Annotated in this window: 16 protein-coding genes and 3 tRNA genes; 4 read left to right on the top strand and 15 right to left on the bottom strand. The window is 62.2% G+C overall.

Going from position 1 to position 16684, the window contains the following annotated elements; genetic code table 11:
• Positions 1–102: 102 nt before the first annotated feature.
• From CEW87_RS19315 to CEW87_RS19345, 7 genes are all read right to left on the bottom strand, one after another.
• A complete protein-coding gene (locus tag CEW87_RS19315; RefSeq protein WP_108975631.1) occupies positions 103–891 on the bottom strand; it encodes a hypothetical protein in 789 nt (262 codons plus the stop codon).
• 191 nt (positions 892–1082) lie between these two features.
• A complete protein-coding gene (locus tag CEW87_RS19320) occupies positions 1083–1601 on the bottom strand; it encodes an AsnC family transcriptional regulator (protein ID WP_108975633.1) in 519 nt (172 codons plus the stop codon).
• Positions 1601–2095 carry an Lrp/AsnC family transcriptional regulator gene (locus CEW87_RS19325; RefSeq protein ID WP_108975635.1) on the bottom strand — a complete coding sequence of 165 codons (495 nt, stop codon included), beginning with the start codon at positions 2093–2095 and terminating at the stop codon, positions 1601–1603. The genes CEW87_RS19320 and CEW87_RS19325 overlap by 1 nt, the downstream gene beginning before the upstream one ends.
• The gene (locus CEW87_RS19330; RefSeq protein WP_108975637.1) at positions 2088–3125 is read right to left on the bottom strand and encodes an Lrp/AsnC family transcriptional regulator; all 1038 of its coding nucleotides are present in this window, start codon (positions 3123–3125) and stop codon (positions 2088–2090) included. Before CEW87_RS19330 ends, CEW87_RS19325 begins: the two co-directional genes overlap by 8 nt.
• A gap of 3 nt (positions 3126–3128) precedes the next feature.
• Positions 3129–4337 (bottom strand): cytochrome D1 domain-containing protein, encoded by a 1209-nt coding sequence (locus CEW87_RS19335; protein ID WP_108975639.1) that lies wholly within the window; start codon positions 4335–4337, stop codon positions 3129–3131.
• Positions 4338–4357: 20 nt separating this feature from the next.
• Positions 4358–4729, bottom strand: coding sequence for a c-type cytochrome (locus CEW87_RS19340; RefSeq protein ID WP_108977382.1), 372 nt, complete (start codon positions 4727–4729; stop codon positions 4358–4360).
• 195 nt (positions 4730–4924) lie between these two features.
• On the bottom strand, positions 4925–6649 hold the full coding sequence (locus CEW87_RS19345) for a nitrite reductase (RefSeq protein ID WP_269807782.1): 1725 nt from the start codon (positions 6647–6649) through the stop codon (positions 4925–4927).
• Between the two features lie 162 nt (positions 6650–6811).
• Between CEW87_RS19345 and cobA the strand changes: the two genes are divergently transcribed.
• The 3 genes from cobA to CEW87_RS19360 all read left to right on the top strand — a co-directional run bounded on the left by cobA (position 6812) and on the right by CEW87_RS19360 (position 9752).
• On the top strand, positions 6812–7690 hold the full coding sequence (cobA, locus tag CEW87_RS19350; protein WP_108975641.1) for a uroporphyrinogen-III C-methyltransferase: 879 nt from the start codon (positions 6812–6814) through the stop codon (positions 7688–7690).
• Positions 7691–7801: 111 nt separating this feature from the next.
• Positions 7802–8881, top strand: a complete 1080-nt coding sequence (locus CEW87_RS19355) for a type I glyceraldehyde-3-phosphate dehydrogenase (RefSeq protein WP_108975643.1) — start codon at positions 7802–7804, stop codon at positions 8879–8881.
• Positions 8874–9752 carry a class I SAM-dependent methyltransferase gene (locus CEW87_RS19360; protein ID WP_108975645.1) on the top strand — a complete coding sequence of 293 codons (879 nt, stop codon included), beginning with the start codon at positions 8874–8876 and terminating at the stop codon, positions 9750–9752. The genes CEW87_RS19355 and CEW87_RS19360 overlap by 8 nt, the downstream gene beginning before the upstream one ends.
• 70 nt (positions 9753–9822) lie before the next feature.
• Here the strand turns inward: CEW87_RS19360 and CEW87_RS19365 are convergent, their stop codons facing one another.
• From CEW87_RS19365 to CEW87_RS19380, 4 genes are all read right to left on the bottom strand, one after another.
• A complete protein-coding gene (locus CEW87_RS19365) occupies positions 9823–11463 on the bottom strand; it encodes a methyl-accepting chemotaxis protein (RefSeq protein WP_108975647.1) in 1641 nt (546 codons plus the stop codon).
• Between the two features lie 244 nt (positions 11464–11707).
• Positions 11708–11783 (bottom strand) — tRNA-His (locus tag CEW87_RS19370).
• A 63-nt stretch (positions 11784–11846) separates the two neighbouring features.
• Positions 11847–11923, bottom strand: a tRNA-Arg gene (locus CEW87_RS19375).
• A gap of 24 nt (positions 11924–11947) precedes the next feature.
• Positions 11948–12024 (bottom strand) — tRNA-Pro (locus CEW87_RS19380).
• A gap of 197 nt (positions 12025–12221) precedes the next feature.
• Here CEW87_RS19380 and dksA point away from each other — a divergent pair.
• Positions 12222–12647 carry an RNA polymerase-binding protein DksA gene (gene dksA / locus CEW87_RS19385; protein WP_159098217.1) on the top strand — a complete coding sequence of 142 codons (426 nt, stop codon included), beginning with the start codon at positions 12222–12224 and terminating at the stop codon, positions 12645–12647.
• A 99-nt stretch (positions 12648–12746) separates the two neighbouring features.
• On the opposite strand, the gene pnp is transcribed toward dksA, so the two are convergent.
• From pnp to rbfA, 4 genes are all read right to left on the bottom strand, one after another.
• On the bottom strand, positions 12747–14849 hold the full coding sequence (gene pnp / locus CEW87_RS19390) for a polyribonucleotide nucleotidyltransferase (RefSeq protein WP_108975651.1): 2103 nt from the start codon (positions 14847–14849) through the stop codon (positions 12747–12749).
• A 164-nt stretch (positions 14850–15013) separates the two neighbouring features.
• Positions 15014–15283, bottom strand: coding sequence for a 30S ribosomal protein S15 (gene rpsO, locus CEW87_RS19395; protein ID WP_108975653.1), 270 nt, complete (start codon positions 15281–15283; stop codon positions 15014–15016).
• A 78-nt stretch (positions 15284–15361) separates the two neighbouring features.
• Positions 15362–16285 (bottom strand): tRNA pseudouridine(55) synthase TruB, encoded by a 924-nt coding sequence (gene truB / locus CEW87_RS19400; protein ID WP_108977386.1) that lies wholly within the window; start codon positions 16283–16285, stop codon positions 15362–15364.
• A gap of 12 nt (positions 16286–16297) precedes the next feature.
• A complete protein-coding gene (rbfA, locus tag CEW87_RS19405; protein WP_108948676.1) occupies positions 16298–16681 on the bottom strand; it encodes a 30S ribosome-binding factor RbfA in 384 nt (127 codons plus the stop codon).
• Positions 16682–16684: the final 3 nt, after the last annotated feature.

A 16684-nucleotide genomic window follows, 5' to 3' on the forward strand; every position in this document is an offset into this window, starting at 1 on the left:
GTCCTCACGCCCGACCGTTCGCCAGGCGCGAGCACCGTGTGGGCGCTGCTTGCAGCCAGTCGCGTGGTGTGAGCCGGGCGCAGCAGGCCCGTCCGGGATGGTCTAGAAGCCAAGGTCCAGGTCTTCGACGTAAGCGGCGACATGGTCGCGCATCTTCTGCTCCAGCTTGTCGCGCGCGCCCTTGGCGTAATAGTCCTGATTGAAGGTCGCCACCTTCTGATCCTTGTAGATGGACACATCGGAGCTCTTCCAGTTGAACCACAGCACCGTGGTGTCACGCGTCTTGAAGTCCAGCGCAAACGCGCCGAAGGCCAGCGACAGCGACTCGTTCTCCTTGCTCGCCACGCCGAGGAGAAACTTCCCGGCCTTGTCGCTCATGGTGGAGTTGTTGAACAGCTTGATACGGTTTCCGTCCCGCGGCAGCTTGCCGATGGCATCAATCGCAGCCTTCGCGATCGCCGCCCCGTTCTGCGATGCCACAGCCGTCAGCACCTCGATGATCACGGCATCCACCGACAGCCCCTGCGAGGCCGCCTTGTACTTCTCCCAGCTGAACGACATCACCCAGCCCAGGTTGGACATCACCTTGGAATAGTTCGCGAACCATGCCTGCATGTTCTCGAACGACTGGTTGTCGGGCACGACGATGTCGGAATTGAGCTGTGCGGCCAGCGTGGTGTACTCGATGTCCTGCTTGTCCTGCCCGGAGAGATTCCCCGAGAACGCAGTCACCTGCCCCTTGATGAGGGCTGCAGTGGGTTTGTCTGTTTCAGCGCTCAGGGGCGCGCCAAGAATGGCGGCACGTTTGGACTGACGCCCGAGCATTCTTGCGTCGGCTTCAATGTCCGGAATCTGAAGGGACATCACGTACTGGTCGGAATCCTGTGTCATCTGGCTCTCCGTTAAGTGATTCAGGGGCTGATCGACAATGTTCGACGTAACGCGCTCAACAGCGGAGGTCGACAGCGGCGTCCTGACAGTCTAGTTCAATCACCGGGCATTGAAAGTCCGAGGGGAGATGCGCCTGCGATGTGCTGGCGGACCACGGCCGCCATGCCGCGCGTCATCCGCACCACCGGCCACTAGCTCAGCCTGATGCCGGTCTTCTTGAGAATCGCCGTGGAAAAAAGGACATCGTGCGCGCGACACGCGCATGGAAAGCGGGTGTGGATCAGCGCCGCGACTTCGTCGACACGCTCGAGTGCGGCCTCTCGGCTGCCTGCGTGCACCATCGCAAACAGGTTGTACGGCCAGTCGGGCAACTGGCGCGGCCGGCGGTAGCAATGGGTGATGAAACCGAGCGCCCCCACCAGCTCGCCGACTTCATCCACCAGCGCGTCGTCGATATCCCATACGGTCATGCCGTTTGCGGTATAGCCGATGGCGTAGTGATTGGGCACTGCGCCGATACGCCTGATCGCACCGCTGGACAGCATCGCCGCGAGACGTTCGCGCACCACGGCTTCGGTGCAGCCAAGCTGGCTGGCGAGCTCGGCATAGGGACGCGGCACCAGCGGCAAGCCCTGCTGGGTGGCGAGTACCAGGCGACGATCCAGTTCGTCGCCTCCCGCATCGACACCGCTCACCGATTCGTTCGTCATCAGGCCTCCAGCCTCATTTCGACGAAGTACTCCCTTTCCTTGGGAAACAGATGTACCGGCAAGCCGGTAAGCGTCTCGATGCGCGCCGCCGCATCCGCGATGCCCTCGGGGCTTGCAGTTGCAAGCACGAACCACATGTTGAAGGCATGCGTGCGGCGGTAGTTGTGCGCCACGGCCGGCAAGGAATTGACGGCGTCCACCACCCGCTCCCAGTCGGCCTCGGGCACCGCCATCGCCGCCAGACAGAAGGCACCGCCCATGCGCTCGATCTGGAACATCGGTCCGAAGCGGGTCAGCACGCGGTCTTCGAGCAGACTGTTCAGGCGCGCGATCACTTCGTCCTCGCTCAGGCCAAGCATCGCCCCGACGGCTGCATACGGTTGTTCCACCAGCGGAAACTCACCCTGCAGTGCGTTGATCAGCTGGCGGTCAACGGCGTCGGGTTCACGGCTGGCAGCGATACCACGTGCCCCGCGCGCCGTATGTTCAGCCATGACCGCTCTCCGGCCCCAGTGGCAGGTAGTGCGCGCCGCTCTGCTTGAAGCGCCGCCCGCTGAAGAGCACCGCATGCGAAAAGTGATCGAGCCCGAGCGAGCATGCGATCTCGTCCCGCTGCGCAAGCACGGTTTCGCGGACGCTGCCGTGGATCATGCAGAACAGGTTGTAAGGCCAGTGCGGAAGGGACCGTGCGCGTCGATAGCACAGCGTGACGCCGGGGTGCCGTGCAAGCTGCCTGCCCAGCGTGCTGGCCAGTTCGTCCGGCACATCCCACACACACATGGCGTTGGCCTTGATGCCGAGTTCATGGTGACGAACCACCACGCCGAAGCGCCGGATCAGCCCGTCCTCCAGCGCCCGCGACACGATCTCGATCACCATGTTTTCGTTGAGCCCGACCCGCTGACCGACGCCAGCCCACGGTGCGGCCATGATGGGCAAGCCGCGCTGCAGGGCGGCGAACAGGCCGCGTTCCATCGCCGGCAGGGCACACGCGATTTCAGTGCTGCCCGACATCCGGGACTCGCATTCGGCCCGGCCTGGCGCACTGCGTCCGGAGAGATCGAAACCGAGATCGATATGAAACTCTTCCAGCATCGGCAGGACGAGGGCATGGCAGCCGGTATCGGCTTCGATGGAAGAGACCATGCGCCGCAAGGCTTCATCGTCGGTTGCCGAAGCGACGAACCACAGATTGAAGGCGTGCTCGCGCTCATAGTTGTGATTCACGCCAGACTCGGCGCTCACACGTGCAGCCACTTCGTCCAGGCGCTCCGCGGGTACCGCCAGCGCCACCAGCGCGCCCGCCCCAAGGCGACGCGGTGCGAACACGGCGCCGACCCGGCTCACCACCCCGACCGTCACCCAGTCGAGATAGCGCTCGATGACGGCCTGCTCGCTCAGACCGACGCAGTCGCCGATCGCGGCAAAGGGACGCGGTACGAGCGGAAAGCCGCGCTGCCAGTCGTTGAGCAGGCGAAACTCGGCACTGTCGGTGTCGAGCAGCAAAGGATGGATGCGTGCCATGGCTCAGAACCCGGTACGCGCCGCGCGGCTGGTAAAGAAGATGCCGCTCGGACTGGCTGCCGCAAAGCTGTGAACGGGCTTGTGGCTGGCCGTATCGTAGATGAACACCCGGTTGTCGTCGCGGGACGACAGCCATACGACCTCGCCGCGGGGTGCAAACTCCATGTGCAGAATGGCGCGTCCCGGCTGCAACGTATCGACCACGTTCTGACTCAGGGTGTCGATGACCTGAACCCAGCCATTCTCGGGAAAGGCGAAATTGACCCACACCTCGCGCCCGTCCGGCCGCGCCATCACGAACACTGGTTGGCTCTTCACCGCAATCCGCCCCACTTCCTGCCAGCTGGTGGTATCCACAACCAGCACTTCATGACGGCCAATGGCTGGCAGGTAAGCACGCCCTCCCGCAATCGCCCAGCCGCGAAGATGCGGCATCTTGTACACCGGCAACGGAGCATCGCCCTTGCCATAACCGGCGAGAATCTTGCGAACGCCCTGCTGCGGTCGCCACAGATCGAGCATGGCCAGCCCGTCCTCACCGAACAGGCCCGCGATGTAATAGCGCCCATCGGGCGTCACCAGCGCATCGTAGGGCTGATGACCGGCGGGGAAGCGCTGCGTTGTCGGGTGTGCCGGATCGGAGAGATCGGTCACCCGGATCTCGTCGGCATCGAACAGGGAATAGACGAAACGGTTACCCGGCAGATCAGCCAGACCGACCACCTTGGAGCGCTGGCCATCGCTGCCGTAGCTCGCAGGGACGTCGGCGACCAGTTCGAGGGTTTCGGCATCGAAAGCCTTGATGCCGCCAGGCGTGTAGTTCTGCGCCACCACGATGCGGCCATCCTGCGAGATCGCTCCGCCAATCGCGTTGCCGGCCTGCATGACCCGACGCACGATGCGGGCGGTCAGCAGGTCGACCTTGCTCAGACCACCATCACGACCGAACACATAGGCATAACGTGCGTCGCGCGAGAACACCACCGACGCGTGAGACAGGTCACCCAGCCCTTCAACCTGAGCAAGCACGGCGCGCGCGCTGGTATCGACGATTTTCACCCGCCCGTCGGCACGCTCGATCAGCACGCCAAGATCTCCGGTACCGCGCAGTACCGGCGCGGCCGTGGAGCAGGCCGACAGCAGGAGCACCATCACCGGCAACAGAATGCCCCATAGCAGCGGTGGGGAAAGACGGACGTTTTCCTTCGACATGTAGCGACTCCTGCTTCTTTTTAGCGTTCTGCGCCCTGCAATGCCAGCCCGCGATCGGCCGGAAAACCGTGCATCAGCTGATGAATGATCCAGTGCGCTTCGAGTTCGGAGAGAATGCCGCGAAACGGCGGCATCGGTGTACCCGGACGACCGTCCATGACCGTTGCCACCAGGCCTTCGACCGGTTTGTCGGCAAGTGCAGCGGGGGTCAGTGCGGGCCCAAGCCCGCCGGCAAGCGTCAGGCCATGGCAGGACCCGCAGTCCTGGCGAACCATGTGCACCAGCACGCGTTCGCGTTCGGCCGCAAGCGGCGGCGTGGCGGAAGCGAGCACCGACATCAGGGTGAGCCCGACAAGAACGAGAACATGCATCAACAGTGCTGGCGGCTTCATCATGCTATCCGTATGCGCTTCATCGGGGTCCAGCATGACGTCTGAGCCCCTTGCCTGCCTTGACCCGAATCAACCACACCGGTCCGGGCCAGCCCCGGCCACGGCCGCAAATCGCTGGCAACAAAAAGCCAGGACATTCGCTGACGAAAGTCCTGGCCGTCGATACGGCGCGACCTAAGCCGCGCCCGCATTGCATCAATAAACGTCGTGCTGGGTGTTGTACAGATTGAACTTGCCGGTCGGCGTGATCAGACGCGGATCCTTGATCACCGCCTTGAGCGTGCGCGTCTTGTCATCGACCACGACGATTGCCGACTCCTGGTTCTTGGCCGACCACACCGAGAACCATACCTCGTCACCCTTGACGTTGTACTCGGGTTGCAGCACGCGCTTGGCACCTTCACCCAGTTCGGCCCACTTCGCGATCGGCAGCACCTCGAAGCCCTTGTCGAGCTTGTTGATGTCATACACCGCGATCGACTGGCTCACCGCCGGATCCGGATTCAGCGCGGTATCCACCCACAGGTTCTTCGACTTCGGATGGGTCTTGAGGAAGAGCGAACCTCCGCCCTGCCCGGTCAGCGACTCGACCATCTTCCATGCATACTGCTTGTGCTTCTCAGGATCGGTACCGATCAGCGCAATGCTTTCGTCGCCGAGGTGGCCGGTCGCCCATACCGGACCGTACTTGGGATGGATGAAGTTGGCGCCACGACCCGGGTGCGGAATCTTGCCCACGTCGATCAGCCCGGCAAGCTTGCCATCCTTCGCATCCACTGCGGCAATCTTGTTCGACTGGTTGGCGGCAACCATGAAGTAGCGCTTGGTGCTGTCCCAGCCACCATCGTGCAGGAAGCGTGCAGCCTCGATCTCAGTGGTCTTCAGGGCGTGGATGTTGGAGTAATCCACCATCAGGATCTTGCCGGTTTCCTTCACGTTCACCACAAACTCGGGCTTGTAGTGCGAAGCCACGATGGAGGCAACCCGCGGCTCGGGGTGGTACTCCTGCGTGTCCACCGTCATGCCGCGCGTACCGACGATCTTGAGCGGCTCGAGGGTGTCGCCTTCCATGATGACAAACTGCGGCGGCCAGTAGGAACCGGCAATCGCGTACTTGTCTTCGAAGCCTTTGTACTTCGAGGTTTCGACCGAGCGGGCCTCGAGACCGGTGCGGATCTCGGCCACGGTGTCGGGTTTCTCCATCCACAGGTCGATGAGGTTGATCTTCGCATCGCGGCCGATCACATACAGGTAACGTCCGGACGCGGACGTGCGCGAAATGTGAACGGCATAGCCGGTCTTGAGGATGCTGATGATCTTTTTGCTGTCACCATCGATCAGGGCCACTTCGCCGCTGTCACGCAGCGTGGTGGAGAAGATGTTGTCGAGGTTGTAGCTGTTCATCTTCTTCGTCGGACGCTTCTCCGGCGGAACCACGACTTTCCACGTCGCCTTCATGTCCGCCATGCCGAACTCCGGCGGTTGCGGCGGGGTTTGCTGAACATAGCGCGCCATCAGATCGACTTCGTCGTCGGTCAGTTCGCCCGAGGTGCCCCAGTTCGGCATCCCGGCCGGCGAGCCGTACTTGATGAACACCTTGAGGTAATCGGTACCCGAGGCCAGAGTCTTGTCGGGCGTCAGCGGCTTGCCGGTCGCGCCCTTGCGCAGCACGCCGTGACAGCCAGCACAGCGTTGGAAATAGATCTGCCGAGCCTTGTCGAACTCGGCCTTCGACATCGACGGCGCCTTGGGATTGATGTCCTGATACATCTCCACTTCACCAAGCGGCGAACCGCCCGCCTGATACTTCATCTCGGCGGGTGAAACATCCTTGTGTGTCTCCTCGGCCCAGGCCGCAGTCAGTGCAAGCGGCAGCGCAGCCAGCACGGCGGCATGACGAATCCAACGCATATGCTGCATTTTCTCTCTCCTTCGTAAAGCATGAACAGACCCAAAACCATGCAATCAGTATCGAACTCGTGCCGACTTGCGATCCTTGATATGAATTAATTTTCCACACTACGCTTAGGGATAAAGTCCAGCTATCCTAAACGTAGCAGATATTGACTGAGAATAAAGACCATGACTCAAAGCACCCTGCTTCGCCCTGCGTCCTCCTCGCTCATCCACCTCAGCCGAGGATCTGCAGGCCCCTTCGCAAGCCCGGCGGCACCGCGCCAACCCGGGCACACCGGCTCCGCAACCGGCTCGGTCGCCCTCGTGGGTGCCGGTCCGGGCGACCCCGAACTGCTGACCCTGAAGGCGGCCCGGCGCATCGCCGAAGCCGATGTCATCGTCTATGACCAACTCGTGGGCGAAGGCATCCTGGATCTGGCGCGTCCAGACGCGCGGCGTATCTATGCAGGAAAGAAGGCCGGCCGGCATGCACTGCCCCAGGACGAGATCAATCTGCTGCTGGTCGAACTTGCACGCCAGGGGCTCAGGGTCGTGCGCCTCAAGGGCGGTGACCCCTTCATTTTCGGACGCGGCGGAGAGGAGATGCAGGCACTGATCGCCAGCGGCATCGCCTGTGAGGTCGTGCCCGGTGTCACCGCTGCAGCAGGCATGGCGGCAAGCACCGGCATTCCGCTGACGCACCGTGACCACGCACAGACCGTGGTATTTGCCACCGGCCACCTGAAGGAAGGCAGCGTCGATCTCGACTGGGACGCGCTGGCCAGGCCCCACCAGACCATCGTCATCTACATGGGCCTGGGTGCGCTCGACATCATCTGTCGTGAGTTGGTGGCGCACGGTCTGTGGCGCACCACACCTGCCGCGGTCGTGCATGCCGCCACGACGCCGCAGCAACGCATCGTCACCAGCACCCTGATGTCGCTGCCCTTCGAAGTCCGCGCCGCAAAGCTGCAGACACCCAGCCTGATCATCGTGGGGACCGTGGTGGAGTTGCACCCATTGCTGACGCAAGCAGCCGAGCAAGCCGCAGCACTTGCGCTCTGACCAACACGGTCAGTCACCCCCGGAGTTGCGATGCTGCGGGCTTGCGGGTGCCATAAACTGGGGCGGGTGCTTCATCGGTTGTAGAATCCTGCCCTTGTCCCGCATCCCATCATGGCAGGCTCGAACGTGGCGTCATCCCGCTCCAACCCGTTTCGCATCGCGATCAATGGTTACGGCCGCATCGGCCGTTGCTTTCTGCGCGCCCTTCACGAATCGTCGATCAGCGACCGCTTCAAGGTCGTTGCCATCAACGAGCCGGCCGACCTGGCCAGCATCGCCTACCTCACCCGCTTCGATTCGACCCACGGCCGCTTTCCCGGCCGGGTGGTCGCCGATGACGACGCTCTGCTGATCGGCGATCAGATGATTGCCGTGACCCACGCCACCACACCGGAAGGCGTGGACTGGGCGGGCCTCGAGCTTGATCTGGTGGTCGAGTGTTCGGGTCAGTACAGCGACCGCGCAGCGCTGCAGCGCTTTCTCGATGCCGGGTGTCCACGCCTGCTGCTGTCGCACCCGGGAAACAGCGCGGCAGACGTGGATGCGACCATCGTGCATGGCATCAACGACGCCACACTCACCGGCACCGAACGTCTGGTCTCGAATGCGTCGTGCACCACGAACGCCGTGGTACCGGTGCTCGACCTGCTGCATCGCGAGATCGGGATCGAGCAGGCGCTGCTCACCACCCTGCATTCCGCGATGAACGATCAGCCGCTGATCGACGGTTATCACGACACCGACCTTCGCCGCACGCGCTCGGCAATGCAGTCGATCATCCCGGTCTCCACCGGCCTCGCGCGCGGCGTGGAGCGCCTGCTTCCTGCGCTGACCGGCCGCGTGCACGCAAAGGCCATCCGGGTGCCGACGCACAACGTGTCGGCCATCGACATGGTGCTCACCCTCGAGCGGGATGCGTCGGCCGCGTACATCAACACCTTGCTGCAACAGGCTGCCGCAGGCCCGTTTGCCGGCCTCATCGCGTGGTCGGACGAGACCCACGCCTCGATCGACTTCAATCACGATGCCCACTCGGCCATCGTCGATGGCAGTCAGACCCGCTCCTGCGGTCCGCGCATGGTTAACCTGCTGGTGTGGTTCGACAACGAATGGGGCTTCGCAAACCGCATGCTCGATGTCAGCCGCCACTGGCTGAGCCTGAGCGGGCACACGGCCGCCGCCGATGCCTAGTCCTGCCCTGCTGCTCAATCTGGCGCTCGACCTGTTTTCAGGCCAGCGCCAGCCGCGCGTCGTGGAACCGGCGCTGGTGATGGACGACCCGGCCAGTGCACAAGCCTTCATGCTGGCGGGGCGCGAAGACGGCATCCTCGCCCACACCTACCTCTACCATGCGATCCAGGCCAGTGCGGTCATCGCCCCCGGCGCCACCGTGCTCGATCTCGGCTGCGGCCCGGCGAACCAGCTTGCATTCATCGCCCGCTTGAACCCCGACGCGCGCTTCATCGGTCTCGATGCAGCCGATGCGATGCTCGACCTGGGACGCGAAACACTGGCACGCAACGCCATCACCAATACCCGGCTGTGCGCCGGCGACATGACCGCCCTGCACGGTTTCGACGATGGCTCGGTGGATGCGGTGGTCTCCACCATGTCGCTACACCATCTGGGCAGTCTGGAAGCGCTGTCGAAGACACTGTGCGAGGCCCGGCGCGTTCTCAAGCCAGGCGGAGGTATCTATCTGGTGGATTTCGGCCGTTTGCGGCGACAGGCTTCGCAGGCCTTCTTTGCCACCGAGAACGCGGCGAGGCAGCCCAAGCTGTTTACCGAGGATTACTACAACTCCTTGCGGGCCGCCTTCAGCCTCGACGAACTGCGTGCCGCCGCCGCCGTATTTGGCGCCGCCACACGCATTCGCCGGACTTTCCTGGTGCCATTCCTGGTCGCCATCCGCAGCACCGCTTCGCAGCCCCTCAGGCCCGCCACAGTGGCCGCAGCACGCGCGATCCATGCCGCGCTCAGCCCGCGTCAGCAATACGAGCTGCGCGACCTCTCACGCTTCTTTGGTCACGGCGGCTTTCCGCTCGCCTTCAAACCCTGGTGATCCACCCGCGGGCTGCATGTGCGGCCAAGCGCCATGAGCGCGCAGCCAGCCGCACGCAGCCGCGAGCCGGCTAGCCCAGTTTGAAGCGGCTGACAGCCGCGTGCAGCCCGCTGGAGAGCTTCTGCATGTTGCGCGCGGCTTCTGCCGTGTTGTGCACCGCACGTGCGCCCTCTTCGGACATCTGTGCGATCTGCTCGATATTGCGCGCGATCTCGCTGGAAACCGTTCCCTGCTCGCGAATCGCGTCGGAGATGCTGTTCACCACTTCCATGACACGCTGCGCGCCATCCCGGATCTCGGTGATCGACTCGCCCGCCTGACTCGCCAGCGCCACGCCCGAACCCGCCTGCCGGACACCGGCTTCCATGCTCGACACCGCATTGCGCGTTCCGGTCTGGATCTTGCCAACCATGCTCGCGATCTCGGTTGTCGACAGGCTGGTACGCTCGGCGAGCTTGCGCACTTCGTCGGCCACCACCGCGAAGCCGCGTCCCTGCTCGCCGGCGCGTGCTGCCTCGATTGCGGCGTTGAGCGCCAGCAGGTTCGTCTGGTCCGCAATCTCGCGAATCGTATTGACGATCGACGTGATCTGGTTCGACTGCTCGCCGAGGTCCTGAATGATTTCGGACGAGGATTTCACTGCGTCGGAAATATTGCGCATTTCCGCCGCAGCATTCTGAATGACGCCGGTACCCTTGGCAGACAATTCGCCGGAATGCACCGTGATCGCATGCGCCTCATGCGCATTCTCGGCCACCTGGTCGATGCTGACCGTCATCTCCTCGACCGCAGCAGCCATCGAGGACGCTGCCTCACTCTGATGACTTGACTGGGCGGCAACCTCTTCCGACGCGACCAGCATCTGTGACGACGCGCTTGAGAGCTGCTCGGCGTCTCTCACGATCTCCTCGATCATCTGCCGCAGCGTCTGCTGCATCGCCTTCATGCCGGCCAGCACGCTGGTGGTGTCACCAGGGGCGCATACCACATCGCTCGTCAGGTCACCTGCGGCGATCGACCGCGTGATGCGGGAAGCGTACTCGGGTTCGCCGCCCAGCGTGCGCAGGATCCAGCGTCCCACAAGCGTGAGCGAAATTGCGATGAAGCCACCGATGCCCAGGCCCCACACCAGCAACCAGGCCGCCTTTACCTTGAACAGCGCGTCGACGTCATCAACATAGATGCCGGTTCCGATCACCCATTTCCAAGCATCGCTGCCTTTCACGTAGGACACCTTGGGAACCGGTGCTTCCGACCCGGGCTTGGCCCACAGGTAATCCACGAAGCCTGCACCCCTGGCCTTCACCACATCGTTGAACTCGACGAACAGGAGTTTGCCGTTCGCATCCTTCAACTGGTCGAGCTTCTTGCCGTCGAGATCTCCCCGAATCGGGTGCATGATCATCACGTTGTTCAGATCATTGATCCAGAAATACTCATTCTTGTCGTAGCGCATCGTGCGCAGCACTTCCATGGCCGCTTTCTGCGCGTCGGCAACTTCGAGCGTGCCATTCGCGGCCAGCTTCTCGAAATGGGTGACGGTGGCATGTGCAACCTCGACCAGATTGCGTACCTTCTCCTGGCGGTCCGTCATCAACTGCTGGCGCTCGCTCATGAGCACGACGACAAAGAGCACGCACAGACCGATGACGGTGGCGACAGTGAGCGCAATCAGACGACTGCGCAGGGACATGGACCGATCTTTACTCATGACAATCTCCGCAAACCGCTCGTAACCCGGAATCCACACCGACGAATCGGGCGGCCAGTGTCCGAGCTATCGGCACCGCCGGCCGGATCTTTAACCAGAACGTGCGGCGCGCACTGACGGCACCCGCAGCCACCTCGCTGCGGTCTCGGCGAACCCGCCCGTACCCCACGGCATGCACAAACGCCAGACAACAAAAAACCGCCCTCGCGGACGGTTTCTTGTTGGGCGAATGCCCTTCGTAGCTTGGGGCGACATACCGGTTTCGAACCGGTGACCTTTGGAGCCACAATCCAATGCTCTACCAACTGAGCTAATGCCGCCGCCATCAGGACCCTGTCAAAGACAGGACCCAGAAACTTGTAAATCCAAACCAGAAACATCTCTGGCCTGCCCGGCAGGAATCGAACCTGCAACCCCCGGCTTAGAAGGCCGGTGCTCTATCCAGTTGAGCTACGGGCAGATCCCGCGGGCATCGGGGTGAAGCTGGTCGGGGTGGTGGGATTCGAACTCACGACCCTCTGCTCCCAAAGCAGATGCGCTACCAGGCTGCGCTACACCCCGAGAGCCGCGCACTTTACAGATACTTTTCCGGGCCGTCAAACATTTTTCGAAAAATCCCGTTGGAGCGTCGTTTCAGCGCTTTGAACCGGCTTCGTCAAACCTTAGAAAAGCGCTTGAAAACAGCTTGTTCAGCCCCGCTATTTCTGATATTTAACGGGTCTCCAACTAATTGCCGCCTCGATAAGGTATCTCAAGTCATGGCTGAAGAATTCCTCCACAGGCAGTTCCCCTCCTACACCCCCGCGCCGGGCGAAGACTACATGAGCGAGAAGCAGAACGCACATTTTCGCGAAATGCTCACTGCGCTCCGTCAGGAAATGTCCGACGATATCGAACGTACCGTCCACACGCTGCAGGACGAGACGACATCCTTTGCAGACCCGAATGACCGCGCCAGCCAGGAATCCGACCTGTCGCTCGAGCTGCGCAGCCGGGACCGCGAACGCAAGCTGATCAAAAAGATCAACGAGGCCCTCCAGCGCATCGAGGAAGGCGAGTATGGGTACTGTGACAGCTGCGGCGTAGAAATCGGCCTGAAGCGCCTTGAGGCGCGTCCTACGGCCACGTTGTGCATCGACTGCAAGACGCTCGAGGAGATCCGCGAACGCCAGGTCGCGCGCTAGGGAGATCTCTCCGCAGCGCGGCAGACTGCCGCACGCGATACACGCACAAAAAAAGGGACGCCGAGGCGTCCCTTTTTGATCCTCGGCGAACTCCGCCGATCAGTTCGTTGCAGCCTGCTCGAGCAGCGCCTTCATGCTCAGGCGGATCTTGCCACGCTCATCGGTCTCAAGGACCTTGACGCGGACAGCCTGACCTTCCTTGACGTAGTCGGCAACGTTATTCACGCGCTCGTTGGCGATCTGCGACACGTGCAGCAGACCGTCGCGGCCCGGCATGATGTTCACGATGGCACCGAAGTCGAGCAGACGCACGACCGTACCTTCGTAGATCTTGCCGACTTCGACTTCGGCGGTAATTGCCTCGATCTTGGCCTTGGCAGCCTGGGCACCTTCGGCGCTAACGCAGGAGATGGTGACGTTGCCGTCGTCCTGGATCTCGATCACGGCACCGGTCTCTTCCTGCAGACCGCGGATCACCGCACCGCCCTTGCCGATCACGTCGCGGATCTTCTCGGGGTTGATCTTGATGTTGATCATGCGCGGCGCGAACTCGGACACTTCGACACGCGCGGTGTCGAGCGACTGCTTCATCAGGCCGAGGATGTGGATACGCCCCTCACCCGCCTGCGACAGCGCGACCTTCATGATCTCCTTGGTGATGCCCTGGATCTTGATGTCCATCTGCAGTGCGGTAATACCGTTTTCGGTACCGGCCACCTTGAAGTCCATGTCACCGAGGTGATCTTCGTCACCCAGGATGTCGGTCAGCACGGCGAAGCGGTTGCCGTCCTTGATCAGGCCCATGGCGATACCTGCCACGTGAGCCGTCATCGGCACACCGGCGTCCATCAGCGCCAGCGAGCCACCACACACGGAAGCCATCGAGCTCGAACCGTTCGATTCGGTAATTTCCGACACCAGACGCACGGTGTAGCTGAAGTCTTCCGGCTTCGGCAGGGCTGCGATCAGTGCGCGCTTGGCAAGACGGCCATGGCCGACTTCGCGACGCTTGGTGATGCCGAAACGACCGGTCTCGCCCGTGCAGAACGGCGGGAAGTTGTAGTGCAGCATGAAGTTTTCGCGGTACTCGCCGGCGATCGCGTCAATGATCTGTTCGTCGCGGCCAGTGCCGAGGGTGGCAACCACCAGCGCCTGGGTTTCGCCACGAGTAAACAGTGCGGAACCGTGGGCACGCGGCAGCACGCCGGTACGGATCTCGATCGGACGCACGGTGCGGGTGTCACGACCGTCGATACGCGGCTCGCCGTTCAGAATGCGGCTACGGACGATACCGGACTCGAGATTGAAGAAGATGTCCTTCACTTCGTTGAGCGAAGGCGGCACTTCGACGCCATCGGTCAGCGCGGCGACGGTCGCCTTCAGGATCTCGCTGATGCGGGCGCTGCGAGCCTGCTTGCTGGTGATGTTGAAAGCGGCTTCGAGGTCAGCCTTGGCCAGCTCGTCGATACGCGCAATCAGAGCCTCGTTTGCGAGCGGCGCCTTCCAGTCCCACTCCGGCTTGCCGGCCACTTCGACCAGTTCGTTGATCGCACGGATAGCGTGCTGCATCTGCTCATGACCGAACACGACGGCACCAAGCATGACTTCTTCGGACAGTTCGCGCGCTTCGGATTCGACCATCAGCACGGCGGCTTCGGTACCGGCCACCACCAGGTTGAGTTCGCTCGTCTTGAGTTGCTCGGTGGTGGGGTTGAGCAGGTACTGGCCATCGGCGTAACCCACGCGTGCAGCACCAATGGGGCCGCTGAAAGGCACACCGGAAATTGCCAGCGCAGCCGAAGCGGCGATCATCGCCGGGATGTCGGCGTCGACTTCGGGGTTCAGCGACAGGACCAGCGCGATGACCTGGACTTCGTTATTGAAGCCTTCCGGAAACAGCGGGCGGATCGGGCGGTCGATCAGGCGCGAGGTCAGCGTTTCCTTCTCGGTCGGACGGCCTTCACGCTTGAAGAAACCACCGGGAATACGGCCGGCAGCGTAAAACTTCTCAACGTAATCGACGGTCAGCGGAAAGAAATCCTGACCGGGCTTGGCTTCCTTGGCCGCAACCACGGTGGCCAGCACCATGGTGTCGTCCATATTGACGATCACGGCACCACCGGCCTGACGAGCAATCTCGCCGGTCTCGAGGGTGACGGTGTGCGCGCCGTAAGCGAATGATTTCTTGATGGAAGTAGGCAAGGGAAATTCCTTTAAACATTAGATGCAGCGAACAACAACTGCAGGAACAGGCCAGAAACCCGTCCTGAATGTGACAAAGCCGGAGCGACCCTAAGGGGTCGCCCCGGCTTTTGCTTGCTCAGGCAGCCGTTTCGGGCGCTGTCGGGCTGATCACGAGCAGCGACTTACTTACGCAGGCCCAGACGCTCGATCAGGCTACGATAACCCTCGGCATTGCGACCTTTCAGGTAGTCGAGCAGCTTGCGGCGCTGGCTAACCATCTTCAGCAGACCACGACGGGAGTGATGATCCTTCGCGTGTTCCTTGAAGTGGCCAGTCAGGCCATTGATACGGGCGGTCAGCAGGGCGACCTGGACTTCCGGCGAACCGGTATCGCCCGGAGCGCGCTGGTAATCGGAGACGACTTGCGCCTTGGTTGCAATATCGAGAGACATGTGCGTGTTTACTCTTTTCGTTCGACCAATCAGAAGCGGCGGATTATACCCATTGCCGCACCAAGAATTCAATCAAAATCACGTACTTTGATTCGCCTCACCCGTTGCGATGAGGCGTTTCGCCCACAATTTTCCGTCAGGCTTCCACTCGGCAAGACCGAGAAAAGCATCCGGACCGTAGATCCGGGCAAAACCTTCGCCCTGCTCCGTCAGGCTCAACGGCCGCCCCTGGAGCATGTACTGGGCCTGCTGCGCATCGAGATCGATACGCGGAAAAACGCTGACCAGCGTATCTGCCGGCGCCAGCATTCCGTCCCGTGCGTCCATCTCCGCAGCTTCGAGCTGCGCCAGCGGAACACCGTCTTCGATACCGAAGACGCCGATCCGCGTTCGCCTCAAAGCACAAAGATGTGCGCCACAACCCAGGGCCGCGCCGATATCCATCGCAAGCGAACGAATATAGGTCCCCTTGCTGCAATCCACACGGATCACGAAACGGCTACCGTCGAAGGACACCAGGTCGATCGAGGAGACCGTCACCCTGCGCGCACTGCGTTCGAGCTCAATGCCCGCACGCGCGTATTCGTACAAGGGTTTTCCATCGCGCTTGAGTGCCGAATACATCGGCGGCACCTGGTCGATGTCACCGACAAATCGCGACAACACCTCGCGCAACGCTTCTTCGCTCACTGCAACAGGATGCGTTGCAAGCACCTTCCCCTCGGCATCGCCCGTATCGGTATCGACACCCAGCTGCACTCCGGCCTCGTAAGCCTTGTCCGCATCGAGCAGCATCTGAGAAAACTTGGTGGCTTCCCCGAAAGTCAGCGGGAGCAGGCCGCTTGCCATTGGATCGAGCGTGCCGGTGTGGCCAGCCTTAGCTGCGTTGAGCAGACGGCGAGCCGTCTGCAGCGCCGCGTTCGACGTCAGCCCCTGGGGCTTGTCGAGCAGCAGCACACCATCAACCGCACGGCGAATGATCTTGCGCTGAGTACGCTTCAAGACAGCACGCAATCAGTCGTCGTTCTCATCCCGGCTGCGTGCCTCGTCTTCGCGCACGGTCTGGTCGATGAGCTGGGACATGCGACTGCCCTCCTCAACCGACTGGTCGTACTCGAAATGCAGCTCGGGGATGGTGTGAATACGAATCCGGCGACCGAGTTCACGGCGCAGGAATCCGCTCGCCCGCCGAAGCCCCTGAAGGATCTCCGGCACGGTTTCCTTACCCATCATCGCGGTAAAGAAAACCTTGGCGTGCGCATAGTCTGGCGTGATCTCGACGTCGGTCAGGGTGATGAATCCGACACGCGGATCCTTCACCTCGAGCCTGATCAGCTCCGCCAGCTCGCGGCGGATCTGCTCCACCACGCGCTGACTGCGGGAATATTCCTTAGGCATTGA

Origin of the sequence: Parazoarcus communis, from assembly GCF_003111665.1 — a bacterium.
Taxonomy (GTDB): domain Bacteria; phylum Pseudomonadota; class Gammaproteobacteria; order Burkholderiales; family Rhodocyclaceae; genus Parazoarcus; species Parazoarcus communis_B.

Coding starts and splice junctions, on each gene's coding strand:
- CEW87_RS19315 (WP_108975631.1), bottom strand. CDS start 891: ATGACACAGGATTCCGACCAGTACGTGATGTCCCTTCAGATTCCGGAC.
- CEW87_RS19320 (WP_108975633.1), bottom strand. CDS start 1,601: ATGACGAACGAATCGGTGAGCGGTGTCGATGCGGGAGGCGACGAACTG.
- CEW87_RS19325 (WP_108975635.1), bottom strand. CDS start 2,095: ATGGCTGAACATACGGCGCGCGGGGCACGTGGTATCGCTGCCAGCCGT.
- CEW87_RS19330 (WP_108975637.1), bottom strand. CDS start 3,125: ATGGCACGCATCCATCCTTTGCTGCTCGACACCGACAGTGCCGAGTTT.
- CEW87_RS19335 (WP_108975639.1), bottom strand. CDS start 4,337: ATGTCGAAGGAAAACGTCCGTCTTTCCCCACCGCTGCTATGGGGCATT.
- CEW87_RS19340 (WP_108977382.1), bottom strand. CDS start 4,729: ATGAAGCCGCCAGCACTGTTGATGCATGTTCTCGTTCTTGTCGGGCTC.
- CEW87_RS19345 (WP_269807782.1), bottom strand. CDS start 6,649: ATGCAGCATATGCGTTGGATTCGTCATGCCGCCGTGCTGGCTGCGCTG.
- cobA (WP_108975641.1), top strand. CDS start 6,812: ATGACTCAAAGCACCCTGCTTCGCCCTGCGTCCTCCTCGCTCATCCAC.
- CEW87_RS19355 (WP_108975643.1), top strand. CDS start 7,802: ATGGCAGGCTCGAACGTGGCGTCATCCCGCTCCAACCCGTTTCGCATC.
- CEW87_RS19360 (WP_108975645.1), top strand. CDS start 8,874: ATGCCTAGTCCTGCCCTGCTGCTCAATCTGGCGCTCGACCTGTTTTCA.
- CEW87_RS19365 (WP_108975647.1), bottom strand. CDS start 11,463: ATGAGTAAAGATCGGTCCATGTCCCTGCGCAGTCGTCTGATTGCGCTC.
- dksA (WP_159098217.1), top strand. CDS start 12,222: ATGGCTGAAGAATTCCTCCACAGGCAGTTCCCCTCCTACACCCCCGCG.
- rpsO (WP_108975653.1), bottom strand. CDS start 15,283: ATGTCTCTCGATATTGCAACCAAGGCGCAAGTCGTCTCCGATTACCAG.
- rbfA (WP_108948676.1), bottom strand. CDS start 16,681: ATGCCTAAGGAATATTCCCGCAGTCAGCGCGTGGTGGAGCAGATCCGC.